This is a genomic window from Kluyvera huaxiensis, assembly GCF_040149365.1.
In the GTDB taxonomy this organism is placed as follows: domain Bacteria; phylum Pseudomonadota; class Gammaproteobacteria; order Enterobacterales; family Enterobacteriaceae; genus Kluyvera; species Kluyvera intermedia_A.
In genome coordinates, this window is record NZ_JBEFLV010000001.1 from 393,953 (window position 1) to 407,793 (window position 13,841).

Sequence of the window (13,841 nt, forward strand, 5' to 3'; positions counted from 1 at the left end):
CTGGCACACACAACCGGAGATCGTCATGGACTTTACCGCACTGCATTTTCAACCTTCCCCACTACTGTTAGCCAACGTCTGGGACGCCAGCAGCGCCCGCGCCGCTGAGCAGGCAGGCTATCAGGCGCTCGGAACATCCAGCGCAGCCATCGCCGCGATGCTTGGCTACGAAGATGGGGAAAGCCTCTCTTTTGACGAGCTGTTGTACGTGGTGAGCCGCATCCGCGCGGTGACATCCTTACCGCTCAGCGTGGATATGGAATCTGGCTATGCCGATACGCCTTCTGGAGTCGCCGAAAATATGCGGCGACTGGCGTCCATGGGTATTGCTGGCGTTAACCTTGAAGACAGCCGAATTGTCGACGGCGTACGCGTGCTTGAGGATAGCCAACGATTTGCTCAGCGCCTGAAATCCATTCGCGAGACGCTTGCCACCTTTCGCTGTTCGTTGTTTCTGAATGTGCGCACCGATCCGTTCTTAATGAATGTGCCCCACGCTCGCGAGGAAACCCTACTCCGTGCGCAACGCTATGCCACACACGGCGCGGACGGCCTTTTCGTTCCCTGCGTAACATCCCCTGAAGATATTGCGGCCATCGCTAATCACACCTCGTTGCCGCTAAACGTGATGGCGATGCCGGGCCTACCTGACTTTCCGACGCTTGGCGAACTTGGCGTCCGGCGTATTTCCATGGGGAACGAGGTACATTCCGTGATACAAAATGGCGTATATTCGCTGCTGTTAACCGTCCACCAACAGCAATCCTTCGCAGGAGTTTTTACCGATGAAAATCACCGATAGCGCGCAGTGTGACACCTGGTACCAGGCGCTGCTTGAACGCGCCGCAGAATACACCGGGGTTTTCTTTGTCGGCGTCAAAACTACCGGCGTTTTTTGCCTGTCGATTTGTCGGGCGCGCAAGCCCAAGCGCGAAAATGTCGAATTTTTTGACTCTTTTAAATCTGCTCTGGACGCGGGCTTTCGCCCGTGCAAAGTGTGTCGGCCCACGGAAAATGCCTGTTCCGCACCGGACTATATTGAACAGGCGCTGGCTCTGGTGCGACTGACGCCGAAAGCGCGCATCAGCGATGGTCAGCTACGGGAGAATAATGTCAGCCCGGAGCGCGTGCGCCGTTGGTTTTTGCAGCATCACGGCATGACGTTCCAGGCCTTTCAGCGGATGCAGAGGGTTAACGTTGCGCTACAGGAGCTCAAGGCCGGGCGCAGCGCCACCGACGTGGCCTTTGATAACGGCTATGAATCGCTCAGCGGCTTTGGTTATACCTGTAAAAAACTGACCGGCCATTCGCCGGGAGAGCACCAACAGACCATTTTGATCCACCGTTTTACCACCCCGCTGGGCCCGATGTTCGTCTGCGCCACCGAGCGCGGCGTATGCCTGCTGGAGTTTGTCGATAGGCGCATGCTGGAGACGGAATTCAGCGACCTGCAGCGTTTACTGCGCGCGCGGATCATTGCAGGTACCAATAGCCACATCCGGCAGGCTGAGCGGGAGATTGGCGAGTATTTTGCTGGGCAACGTCATCTATTCACCCTTGCGCTCGATATTCCGGGGAGCGATTTCCAGCGCCGCGTCTGGCAGGCGCTGGAGCAACTTCCCTGCGGCAACACCACTCACTATCAAGCGCTGGCAGAATCCATCAATAACCCCACTGCCGCCCGCGCAGTCGCCGCGGCGAACGGCGCGAACCGTATCGCCATTGTCATTCCTTGCCACCGCGTGATCGGCAAAGACGGCAGCATGACCGGCTACGGCGGCGGCGTGGCGCGTAAAGCCTGGCTGCTGGAGCATGAAAAGACTTTCTGCGAAAGCCCGGCCGCCGAGGCTGATTAACCGAGATGGCGGTCCGCCCGCTCCTGCAACAGCTGCGGTTCTGACGCCAGCAGTTGCCAGGCGGCTTCAATATCGTCTGGAATATCAACGTGAACGATAAAATCTTTCCCTCGCGGGCCGTAGCCCTGCGCGTCGTCACGCAAACGCGGTAGCTCACCGAGAATGAGCGACAGATAGCGGCCCACCGACCACAGCCCCTCGGCGGGCTGCTGCCAGGCCACGCCCTCTGGAGTATTTTGCAGGAGCGGGATATAGCCGGGATAACTTACCCATTTCGGCGACACCGTCACATCTTGCCAGGCCCGGGCGAACGTCGCCATGGTCCGCCGCTGCATGGTCGGGTCCTGAACCAGAGTGGCAACGGGAACCTCAATACCGTGCTGTTCCATCACCCGACGCGTAAACCATGCGTTCTCGCCGCAGTTGGTGGATTGATCTTCTATCACGATACGCTCACGGGGGATCTGCCAGAAAAGATGCGCAATCTCTGCCAGCAGCGTGGCTTCCGGCTGGTCAAGAACCACAATCTCTCGATAGCGCGGGTGTTGCGCTATCGTCTGATAAAGAAACGAGGTTGAATGCCCCACGCCACCGCAGATTAATAGCGTCCCACCGCTTAACGCAGCCAGCCGACAGGCGGCATCCACGGTTGGCATCACGGCGTTACCCGCCAGAACCACCAGCTGCGCGTTTGCAACATCTGGCTTACCGGCCACATCATCCTGCGCCAGCCAGCGCCCCAGACGATTTGCCGCCACCAGCGTGGCTTCAGGTAAACATAACAAGCTCATGGTGCTCTTCGCTCCTTTTACGTAACCAACAGGGATGAATCTCGCTCTCCCCCATCAATTTGTAACATTTTTGAAATAACCAGAAACGTCTAAAAACAATGCGGTTGCACCTGAATTTTACACCACAAAAGCCAATATAATCAGAATTAACAACCAACATAACGCAAAAATTAAGTTCATTAAAACAAAAACAAGACTCATTTTGGCTCACAAATTTCAACACCACGCTTGCCAAAGATAACGCTCATATCTAAGTTGCTTAACATTCAAGCAACCTTTTTCACAATTCCGGTTGTACCCTTCCACCCCGAAGGTGCCACCTGATTTTAACCCAATGTGGCGGGAGTTATTCTTCATGACAATACAAGAAAGCAGCACCACGATCCTGAAAAAGAACAAAAGGGTCCTGATTGCGAGCCTGACGGGCAGTTCCATTGAATGGTTTGACTATTTTCTCTACGGCACGGCCGCCGCATTGGTGTTCAACAAAATCTTTTTCCCGATGGTTGACCCGGTTATCGGCTTGATTCTCTCCTATCTTTCCTTCTCGCTGACTTTCTTTATTCGTCCCATTGGCGGGGTTATTTTCGCCCACATTGGTGACCGTATTGGTCGTAAAAAGACCTTAGTCCTGACCCTCTCGCTGATGGGCAGTGCAACCGTGATGATTGGTTTACTGCCAACCTATGACCAGATTGGTATCTGGGCCCCGATTCTGTTGATTCTGATGCGCATTATTCAGGGGATTGGCATCGGCGGCGAATGGGGCGGCGCGTTGCTGCTGGCCTATGAATATGCGCCAGAGAAGCGTAAAGGCTTCTTCGGCAGCATCCCGCAGGCAGGCGTCACCATCGGGATGCTGATGGCGACCTTTATTGTCTCGCTGATGACGATGTTTAGCGAAGAGCAGTTCCTCTCCTGGGGCTGGCGCATCCCGTTCCTGATGAGTGCCGCTCTGGTGCTGGTTGGCCTGTGGATCCGTAAAGACATCGATGAAACGCCGGACTTCAAAAAGGTCAAAGAGTCCGGTCAGGTCGCCAAAGCGCCGCTGCGTGAAACCCTGAAACACCACTGGCGTGAAGTGATTATTGCCGCCGGTCTGAAAGTGGTTGAAACCGCACCGTTTTATATTTTCTCGACCTTCGTGGTCAGCTACGCCACCACCACCTTGACCTATCAAAAATCCCAGGTGCTGGAAGCCGTCACCCTCGGGGCGCTGGTTGCTACCGTGATGATCCCATTGATGGGGCTGCTGTCCGATAAGATTGGCCGCCAGCGCATGTATGCACTGAGCGTTACGCTGCTGGGGCTGTTTATCGTGCCGTGGTTTATGCTGTTGGACACCGGCACCACCTGGGCGATTATGCTCGCAACGGTAGTGATGTTCGGTATTCTGTGGGCGCCGATTACCGCCGTGCTGGGCACGCTGTGTTCAGAAATCTTCAGCGCGAACGTCCGCTATACCGGTATCACTCTGGGCTACCAGATTGGCGCCGCGCTGGCTGGCGGTACCGCCCCGCTTATCGCCACCGGTCTGCTGGCAAAATATGACGGTGACTGGGTGCCGGTCGCCTGGTATCTGGGCACCACCGTGGCTATCTCGCTGACGGCAATCTTCTTTGCCAGCCGCAGCAAACGCCAGTCCGCCGTGGTCAATGCGCAAACCAGCCAAATCTAACGCCGCCGCCCGGCTTCGCGCATGAAGTCGGGCTTTCCCTAACCTCAACCGTTCCTCTCAGATAACACTTATTTTTTATATTCACTTGAATTATGGTTTCCGCCGAACGTAAACTCATTAGAGCTCTAATGATTATGAATAATTCGCCATGGATAACCGACAGCTTAATTTCTCCCATCTCCTCTATCTCACCGCCCACCACTGGCGGCTGGCCGTGAATCGGCGGCTGAAAGATCTTGGCATGAGCCAGGCCACCTGGGTGGCCGTCGCCGCGATAGCCCGAAACGAGCAGCCGCTTTCACAAACCGAGTTAGCGCAAGAGCTGGGCGTTGAAAGCGCCACCGTGGTGCCATTGATTAATAAACTGGTGGATTTAGGGCTGGTCGAACGGGTGATCACCGAGCGCGACAAGCGCAAACGTCTGCTGGTGGCAACGGAAAAAGGCCGCGAACTGTTTCATCAGGTCAAAGCGGTTGCCGATGAACTTCGCGAAGAGATCCTCACCGTTATCACCCCTGAGGAGCAGGAAAAAACCTATGAGGTGCTGTTAAAACTGCTGCGTGAAGTGGAGAAGAAATAATGTCGCCACCGCGTCGCGATCCCTACGCCCCACACGACTGGGCGCCTCACGAAAAACCGGCGATTCTCGGTTCGCCGTCAACCCCCATTCACCGCCCGGCTAAACGCGTGGCCTACGGTATCGTCGGGCTGCTGGTATGCCTGACAGGCGCGCTAGGTAATGCGGTGGTCACCGCCAACCTACAAAACCTGCAGGGTTCATTCGCCGCCTGGTCGACGGAAATCGCTTGGCTGCCAGCGGTTTACGTGATGACCAACGTCTCCATCAACCTGCTGCTGGTGAAATTCCGCCAGCAGTTTGGCCTGCGGGCATTTACCGAAGGTTTTCTGGTGCTGTATGTGCTGGTGACTTTTTTCCACCTGTTCGTCAACGATCTCAATTCCGCGCTGATGGTGCGCGCCGCGCACGGTATGGTGGCGGCGGCGCTCAGTTCGTTAGGGATTTACTATCAGGTGCAGGCGTGGCCAGCGAAGCATCGTCTTAAGGCTCTAACCATCGGGATTACCGGCTCGTCGCTGGCCATCCCCCTCGCCCGGCTGTTTTCTACCGAGCTTTTGCAAATTGACGAATGGCGTGGGCTTTATTTCTTCGAATTGGGCCTCGCGCTGGTGTCGCTGGCCTGCGTGATTGCCTTAAAACTCCCGCCAAGCGATCGCAAGAAAGTGTTTGAGAAAAAAGACTTTATTACCTTTATTCTGCTAGCCCCCGGGATGGGTCTTATCTGCGCGGTGCTGTCGCTTGGCCGTCTTGACTGGTGGTTTGACGCCCCGTGGATTGGCTGGTCGCTGGCGGCAGCGGTGGTTTTGATAATCAGCGCCATTATTTTTGAGCATAACCGCACCAATCCACTGCTTAATACGCGCTGGCTCTCCAGCGGCAGTATTTTGCGGTTGGGGTTAATTATGGTGCTAATCCGCATCGTGCTGGCGGAGCAGAACACCGGCGTTATCGGTTGGCTGCAGTTTGTCGGGCTGCAAAACGAGCAAATGACCATGCTGGCGTGGTCTATTTTTGCCGGTATTCTGTGCGGGATTATTGCCAGCTGCCTGACGCTCAACCCTACGCGCCTTTACTGGCCCACCGCCACGGCGCTAGCGCTAATTATGATTGCCTCGCTGCTCGACAGTCAGTCCACCAGCCTCACCCGCCCGGACCAATTAATGCTGAGTCAGTTCCTGCTCGGTTTCGGCAGCGCCTTTTTCCTCGCGCCGGCGATGCTCGCTGGTATCGGTGGCGTCATTGCCGACCAGCGCAATCTAGTCAGCTTCTCGGTGCTATTCGGCATGAGCCAGAATATTGGCGGCCTGCTCGGTTCCGCCATTCTCGGCACCTTCCAGACCTGGCGCGAGAAGTTCCACTCCAGCCAGCTAGCCGACCAGATAACGACGCTGAACCCGCTGATAAACGACCGTTTGCAGCTATATATTCAGCAATACCAAAGCCAGATTGGCGATAGCACGCTGCTCAATGTTCAAGCCAATACCCTGTTACAGACCGCCTCAACGCTTGAGGCCAATATTCTCGCCTACAATGACACCTACTTGCTCACGGCGGCCATCTCCGCCGCCACGCTGCTGTGGATATTCTGGCGATTATTAAGAATGCGTATTACCGCTCATGTTGCGCTTAAGCGCGCAACGGGCAGCAAATAACAACAAGAGAGATTTGGAGTCGTTATGAGTCAGCAGGATGCGGCCAGGCAACAGGCCAACACCCGCAATAATATCCGCGTGGTTTCGATTTTTACCGCAGCGGCCATCGGTCTGGTTGGCGTACTGGTCATCCTGTACGCCTGGCAGTTGCCGCCGTTTACCCGTCACAGCCAGTTTACCGACAACGCCTACGTTCGGGGCCAGACGACGTTTATCAGCCCGCAGGTCAGCGGTTACGTCACCGGGGTGAACGTACAGGATTTTAACCAGGTCAAAAAAGGCAAGTTGTTGTTCCAGATTGATGACCGCATCTATAAACAGCGGGTGCATCAGGCACAGGCTCAGTTGGCGATGAAAGAGGCGGCGCTGAAAAATAACCTTCAGCAGCGTAAAAGCGCTGAAGCGGTGATAGCCCGTAACGATGCCGCCTTGCAAAATGCCCGCGCCCAGAATCTGAAAACTCAGGCGGATTTAAAGCGCGTGCAGGACCTGACCGCCGACGGTTCGCTGTCGATTCGCGAACGTGATTCCGCTCGCGCCAGCGCCGCCCAAGGGAGCGCCGATATCGAACAGGCCAAGGCTACGCTGGAGATGTCGCGTCAGGATCTGCAATCCACCATCGTCAACCGCGATGCGCTGCAGGCGGACGTCGCCAATGCTAAAGCGGCGCTGGAACTGGCGGAAATCGATCTGCACAATACGCAGATTATCGCCCCCACTGACGGTCAGCTCGGACAAGTTGCAGTGCGTCTTGGTGCATACGTGACCGCCGGGACGCACCTCGCGCCGCTGGTTCCACCGCAGCACTGGGTTATCGCTAACCTAAAAGAGACGCAGCTGGCTACCGTGCGCGTGGGCCAACCGGTGACGTTTAGCGTGGACGCGTTAAACAGTGAAAAATTCCACGGTACCGTGCAGAGTATTTCCCCAGCCACCGGCGTGGAGTTCAGCGCCATCTCGCCGGATAACGCCACCGGTAACTTTGTCAAAATAGCCCAGCGTATTCCGGTGCGTATTGCCGTCGATGCGGACCAAAAGAATAGCCAGCGCCTGCGTCCGGGGATGTCGGTACAGGTGACGATAGATACCCGCGCGGAGGCGCAGAAATGATCCGCCCCGTTGCCCTTGCACTGACTCTCGCGCTGGTGGGCTGCCAATCGGCAGATATTCAGCGTGCTGCCCCAACGCTTGCTATCCCCGCCGCCTGGCGTGCCGATATTGGCCCAACCAGCGCCGTGGAAGGCGTGTGGTGGCGCAATTTCCACGATAGCGCCCTCAACCAGTATGTTGACCAGGCGCTGCGCCATAATAGCGACGTGTTGATTGCCCGCGAACGGGTAAATGAATACCAGGCGCGGGTTTACGCCGCCGACGGCAGCCTGTTTCCGACGCTGGATGCCGGGTTATCCGGCTCCCGCGCGCGGGCACAATCAGCCGCTACTGGCCAGCCAATCCACAGTACGTTGTACAAAGGTGGCCTGACCGCCAGCTACGATGTCGATCTCTGGGGAGCCAACCGCAGCGCCGCGGATGCGGCCCAGGCCAGCCTCGAGTCGCAAAAAGCCGCCGCCGCTGCCGCCAGTCTGACCGTCGCCACCTCGGTCTCCGTCGGCTACATCACCCTGCTGTCGCTGGATCAACAGCTTCACGTCACCGAGCAGACGTTAAAATCCCGTGAGGACGCCTATAACCTGGCGAAACGGCAGTTTGAAACCGGCTACACTTCGCGTCTTGAGCTAATGCAGGCCGATTCCGAGCTGCGTTCAACCCGCGCGCAGGTGCCGCTGCTCCGGCATCAGATAGCGCAGCAGGAAAACGCATTGAGCGTGCTGTTAGGTGCCAATCCCGGTTCGATAAAGCGCAATGAGTTTGACCAATTAACGCCGCTGGCGCTGCCATCGCAGCTGCCGTCGACTCTGCTTAATCGCCGCCCGGATATTGTGCAGGCGCAGCGTCAGTTAGTTGCCGCCGATGCCACGCTTGCCTCCTCGCAGGCGAAGCTGCTGCCGTCAATTAACCTCACCGCCACCGGCAGCTATCAGGATAGAACGCTAGCGGATCTGCTCGATAATCCGCTGCGTTTATGGAGTTTAGGCGGCAGTATTCTTGCTCCATTACTGAACCGCCAGGCGCTGAATGCGCAGGTCGACGTGTCGATGGCGCAGCGTAATCAGGCGCTGTACGGCTATGAAAAGACGGTGCGCAGCGCCTTTAAAGAGGTAAACGATAGCCTCGACGCCATCAGCCGTTATGGCGAGCAGTTGGCGGAGTTGAAGGGGCAAGAGGAAGTAGCCCAGGAGACGCTGCGAATTGCGCAGAATCGCTATCGCAATGGCTACTCTTCCTATCTCGATGTGCTGGACGCCCAGCGCACCTTGTTCTCAACGCAAATTAGCGTCGTACAGGTCAAAAACAACCTGCTGCTGGCGCAGATAGATCTTTACCGGGCGCTAGGAGGCGGCTGGTCTTCGCTGTCAGGCTGACAAATCCATTAGGGTGTCACAATGCAAAAACAGTGGTCTGAAGTTGATAACTATCTGATAGACAATTTAATTCCTGATGACGAAGTCTTGTCTCAGGTGCTGGAAAACAACCATCGCGCCGGTCTACCGGCACATGACGTTGCCGCCAATCAGGGGCAACTGTTGGCGCTGTTTGTGCGGATGGTAGGGGCGAAATCGATTCTGGAGATCGGTACGCTGGGGGCCTACAGTACCATTTGGATGGCACGCGAGCTTCCTGAGAACGGACGGCTGGTGACGCTGGAAGCCGACCCACTGCACGCGCGGGTCGCACGAGAGAACATCCAGCTTGCCGGTCTTGCCGAACGGGTGACCTTGCACGAAGGTCCGGCGCTGGATTCACTGGCGACGCTGGAATCCGATGCCCCGTTCGACCTGATTTTTATTGATGCCGATAAGCCCAATAACCCGTATTACCTGCAATGGGCGCTGAAATATTCCCGCCCCGGCACGCTGATTATTGGCGATAACGTGGTGCGCGACGGTGAAGTCACCAACCCAGCTAGCGCCGATGAGCGGGTACAGGGAGTCCGGCGTTTTATCGAGATGATGCGTAACGATCCGCGCCTGACGGCCACGGCGCTGCAAACGGTCGGCATTAAAGGCTGGGATGGGTTTACGCTGGCGTGGGTCAACGCCTGACCCACGTCCCGGCAACAAGCCTTTGCCCGATGGCGCTATGCTTATCGGGCCTCCAAACACAGCACCATCATCGTAGCCCGGCCAAGCGAAGCGCCGCCGGGGCCAAGCGCAGCGCCGCCGGGATCAGGCGACGATCTGCTCCATTGCCTGCAGAATACGCTTATCGGAGATCGGATACGGCGTTCCGAGCTGCTGCGCGAAGAAGCTAACGCGCAGCTCTTCAATCATCCAGCGGATCTCTTTCACGTCCTCATCCTCCCGGCGCGCCGGAGGCAGCTTGTTCAACCACTGCTGCCACGCCTGCTGTACGCTTTCCACCTTCAGCATCTGCGCACGGTCACGATGCGGGTCGACCGCCATTTTCTCGAGCCGTTTTTCAATCGCCTGCAGATAGCGCAGCGTATCGCCTAATCGACGGAAACCGTTGCCGGTGACAAATCCGCGATACACCAGGCCATTCATCTGCGCCTTGATATCCGACAGCCCCAGCGCCATGGTCATATCCACGCGCCCTTTCAGCCGCTTGTTAACGTTAAACACCGCAGTAAGAATCTGCTCAACCTGTTTGGCAATTCCGACCACCGTTTCATTGAGGTCAGCGCGTACTTTTTCATGCAACGCAGCAAAACCGGCCTCGGTCCACACTGGGCCGCCCGCTTCGTCAATCAGCTTATCAACGCCGCAGGAGATACAGTCATCAATCAGGTCCAGTACCTTGCCGTACGGGTTGAAGTAGAGTCCGAGCTTGGCTTTGTTCGGCAGCTTCTCGTGCAGATATTTAATCGGCGACGGGATGTTCAGCAGCAACAGGCGACGCAGACCGCGCCACATCATCTGCTGCTGTTCCAGCTCGTTATCAAACAGTTTGATAGCGACACTGTCTCGTTCATCCACCAGCGCCGGCCAGGCTTTCACCTTATAGTTGCCGCGCTTTTGTTCATAGCGTTCAGGCAGGTCGCCAAAGCTCCAGATGTGCAGTCCGTTCTGTTCGATACCGTCGTCAGCAACCGAAGAGAGCGTCTCCTGAACTTTGCCCTTCAGCGCATCTTTCAAATCCTGTAAGACGCGCCCTTCCTGCAGCTTCTTGTTTTTGTCGTCGATAACCCGGAAAGTGATTTTCAGGTGATCGGGCACCTGATCCCACTGCCAGGCATCGCGCTCAACGGTGACGCCGGTCATCCGGCGCAGCTCACGTTCCAGCGAATCAAGCAGCGGCAGCTCCAGCGGCGTCACGCGGCCTAAGAACGCTTCCGCGTAGTTCGGTGCCGGGACAAAGTTACGTCGTACCGGTTTTGGCAGCGATTTAATCAGCGCGATAATCAGTTCACGACGCAGCCCCGGAATCTGCCACTCAAACCCGGCCTCTTCGACCTGATTTAACAGCGGCAGCGGAATATGCACCGTCACGCCGTCGGCATCCGCGCCCGGCTCAAACTGATAGGTCAAACGCAGCTTCAGGTTGCCCTGATGCCAGAAGTTCGGGTAGTCCAGCTTGCTGACCTGCTCCGCCCCTTCTTTAATCAGCATGCTCTTTTCAAAGTTGAGCAGATCCGGCGTTTCCCGGCTGGCCTGCTTCCACCATTTGTCAAAATGGCGCGAGGAAATCACGTCGTGGCTGATGCGCTGGTCATAAAATTCGAACATCGTCTCATCATCCACCAGGATGTCGCGGCGGCGCGATTTATGCTCCAGCTCTTCAATTTCACTGCGCAGCTTTAAGTTGTCGCGGAAGAAGGCGTGGCGAGTCTGCCAGTCGCCTTCGACCAGCGCATGGCGAATAAACAGCTCGCGGCACAGCGCCGGGTCAATCTGGCTATAGTTGACCTTACGCGCCGCCACAATCGGCAGGCCGTACACTGTCACCTTCTCGGTCGCCATCACTGCGCCCTGCGCGCGCTCCCAGTGAGGTTCACTGTACGAGCGTTTAATCAGATGCTGCGCCACCGGCTCAACCCATTCCGGGTCGATACGCGCGGCAATACGGCCCCACAGGCGGCTGGTTTCGACAAGTTCAGCAACCATCGCCCATTTCGGCGGCTTCTTAAACAGCCCAGATCCCGGGAAGATGGAGAACCGCGCGTTACGCGCACCGGTAAACTCCTGTTTGTCGGTATCCTTCATGCCGATGTGCGACAGCAGGCCGGTCAACAGCGCGATATGAATTTCGCGATATTCCGCCGGTTCGCTGTTCACCGGGATACCCAGCTCTTTCACCACCTGGCGCAGCTGGGTGTAGATATCCTGCCACTCGCGCACGCGCAAATAGTTGAGGAACTCCAGCTTACACTGACGGCGGAACTGGTTCGACGACAGCGCTTTTTGCTGTTCGCCGAGATAATTCCACAGATTAACAAAGGCCAGGAAGTCAGACTCTTTGTCATGGAAACGCTGATGCTTCTCATCCGATGCCTGCTTTTTGTCCATCGGACGCTCACGCGGATCCTGAATGGAGAGCGCCGAAGTGATGATCATCGCTTCACGCACGCAGCCGTGTTTTTGCGCTTCCAGCACCATACGCGCCAGACGTGGGTCAACCGGTAACTGACTTAACTGGCGGCCCAGCGGCGTCAGTTTATAGGCAGTCTGTTGTTCGTCGGTGGTAATCGCGCTCAGCTCTTCGAGCAGGCGCACGCCGTCCTGAATGTTGCGCTTATCCGGCGCTTCAACAAACGGGAACGCGGCAATATCGCCCAGCCCCAGCGCCGTCATCTGCAGGATAACGGAAGCCAGGTTGGTACGCAGGATTTCCGGGTCGGTAAATTCCGGGCGCGACAGGAAGTCATCTTCGGAATACAGACGAATACAGATGCCTTCAGACACACGCCCGCAGCGGCCTTTACGCTGGTTTGCCGAGGCCTGTGACACCGGCTCGATCGGCAAACGCTGCACTTTGGTGCGATAGCTGTAGCGGCTGATACGCGCGGTACCCGGGTCAATGACGTACTTGATCCCCGGCACGGTCAACGAGGTTTCGGCGACGTTGGTCGCCAGCACGATGCGACGCCCGCTGTGCGACTGGAAGACCCGGTTCTGCTCGCTGTTTGATAACCGCGCATACAGCGGCAGAATTTCGGTATGCCGCAGGTCGCGCTTGCTCAGCGCATCGGCGGTGTCGCGGATTTCGCGCTCGCCGCTCATAAAGATCAGGATATCGCCCGCGCTTTCACGACCCAGCTCATCGACGGCATCAAAAATGGCCTGCAGCTGATCGCGTTCGGTATCATCAGCATCTTCGACAATCGGTCGATAGCGGACTTCCACCGGATAGGTTCGACCGGAAACTTCGATAATCGGCGCGTTGTTAAAGTGGCGCGAGAAGCGTTCCGGGTCGATGGTCGCCGAGGTGATGATGATTTTTAAATCCGGACGACGCGGCAACAGCTCGCGCAGATAGCCGAGCAAAAAATCAATGTTCAGGCTGCGTTCGTGCGCTTCATCAATAATGATGGTGTCGTATTGCATCAACAGGCGGTCCTGCTGGATCTCAGCCAGCAAAATACCGTCAGTCATCAGCTTAACCATGGTGTTATCGCTGACGTGATCGCTAAAACGCACTTTGTAACCGATGCAGCCACCCGGCTCGGTCTTCAACTCTTCAGCAATACGGTTGGCGACGGTACGCGCCGCCAGGCGACGCGGCTGGGTATGACCGATCAGGCCTTTAATCCCGCGGCCCAGCTCCATGCAGATTTTCGGTAGCTGGGTGGTTTTCCCCGAACCGGTTTCCCCCGCCACAATAACCACCTGGTTATCGCGTACGGCTTCAAGAATCGCCTGTTTCTTCTGGCTAACCGGCAGATTTTCCGGGTAATCAATCACCGGACGTGCGGCTTCGCGCAGCACGACTTTACCGGCAGCCTGTTCAATTTCTTGCGCCATCTCCTGAATAATGGCCTGTTGAGCATCAGGATTTTTAACCTTTTTAACACCGTGTAATCGACGGGCAAAGCGCTGTTTGTCCCGCAGCATCAGGGCTTCAAGGCGCTGATTCAGCATCGCAAAGGTGATTTTCTGTTGTTCTGTCATAGTGTTATTGGGCAGCGTACTGCCAGGAAAAAGCTCTTATAAAGTATGGTCCTAGCGTACCACATTTGTCTATTTCATGCCTTGTTCAAAAAAA

General features: G+C 56.5%; 10 protein-coding genes. 8 read left to right on the forward strand and 2 right to left on the reverse strand.

Going from position 1 to position 13,841, the window contains the following annotated elements; genetic code table 11:
• The first annotated feature begins 25 nt into the window (after positions 1-25).
• Together ABOC97_RS01915 and ABOC97_RS01920 are read left to right on the forward strand one after the other, a co-directional pair.
• On the forward strand, positions 26-802 hold the full coding sequence (locus tag ABOC97_RS01915; protein ID WP_349593365.1) for an isocitrate lyase/PEP mutase family protein: 777 nt from the start codon (positions 26-28) through the stop codon (positions 800-802).
• Positions 786-1,856, forward strand: coding sequence for a bifunctional transcriptional activator/DNA repair enzyme AdaA (locus tag ABOC97_RS01920; RefSeq protein ID WP_349593368.1), 1,071 nt, complete (start codon positions 786-788; stop codon positions 1,854-1,856). The genes ABOC97_RS01915 and ABOC97_RS01920 overlap by 17 nt, the downstream gene beginning before the upstream one ends.
• Here the strand turns inward: ABOC97_RS01920 and ABOC97_RS01925 are convergent.
• A complete protein-coding gene (locus ABOC97_RS01925) occupies positions 1,853-2,647 on the reverse strand; it encodes a YdcF family protein (protein ID WP_349593371.1) in 795 nt (264 codons plus the stop codon). The genes ABOC97_RS01920 and ABOC97_RS01925 overlap by 4 nt on opposite strands.
• A 355-nt stretch (positions 2,648-3,002) precedes the next feature.
• Between ABOC97_RS01925 and ABOC97_RS01930 the strand changes: the two genes are divergently transcribed.
• From ABOC97_RS01930 to ABOC97_RS01955, 6 genes are all read left to right on the forward strand, one after another.
• Complete coding sequence (locus tag ABOC97_RS01930) at positions 3,003-4,325, forward strand: MFS transporter (protein ID WP_349593374.1); 1,323 nt, start codon at positions 3,003-3,005, stop codon at positions 4,323-4,325.
• A 148-nt stretch (positions 4,326-4,473) separates the two neighbouring features.
• Positions 4,474-4,905 carry a MarR family winged helix-turn-helix transcriptional regulator gene (locus ABOC97_RS01935; protein WP_061283558.1) on the forward strand — a complete coding sequence of 144 codons (432 nt, stop codon included), beginning with the start codon at positions 4,474-4,476 and terminating at the stop codon, positions 4,903-4,905.
• A complete protein-coding gene (locus ABOC97_RS01940) occupies positions 4,905-6,557 on the forward strand; it encodes an MFS transporter (RefSeq protein ID WP_349593377.1) in 1,653 nt (550 codons plus the stop codon). The genes ABOC97_RS01935 and ABOC97_RS01940 overlap by 1 nt, the downstream gene beginning before the upstream one ends.
• Positions 6,558-6,581: 24 nt before the next feature.
• Positions 6,582-7,667 (forward strand): HlyD family secretion protein, encoded by a 1,086-nt coding sequence (locus ABOC97_RS01945; protein WP_349593380.1) that lies wholly within the window; start codon positions 6,582-6,584, stop codon positions 7,665-7,667.
• On the forward strand, positions 7,664-9,040 hold the full coding sequence (locus tag ABOC97_RS01950; RefSeq protein ID WP_349593383.1) for an efflux transporter outer membrane subunit: 1,377 nt from the start codon (positions 7,664-7,666) through the stop codon (positions 9,038-9,040). Before ABOC97_RS01945 ends, ABOC97_RS01950 begins: the two co-directional genes overlap by 4 nt.
• A 21-nt stretch (positions 9,041-9,061) precedes the next feature.
• Positions 9,062-9,721 carry an O-methyltransferase gene (locus ABOC97_RS01955; protein WP_349593386.1) on the forward strand — a complete coding sequence of 220 codons (660 nt, stop codon included), beginning with the start codon at positions 9,062-9,064 and terminating at the stop codon, positions 9,719-9,721.
• Positions 9,722-9,844: 123 nt separating this feature from the next.
• Here the strand turns inward: ABOC97_RS01955 and hrpA are convergent, their stop codons facing one another.
• Complete coding sequence (gene hrpA, locus ABOC97_RS01960; RefSeq protein ID WP_349593389.1) at positions 9,845-13,747, reverse strand: ATP-dependent RNA helicase HrpA; 3,903 nt, start codon at positions 13,745-13,747, stop codon at positions 9,845-9,847.
• Between the last annotated feature and the right edge of the window lie 94 nt (positions 13,748-13,841).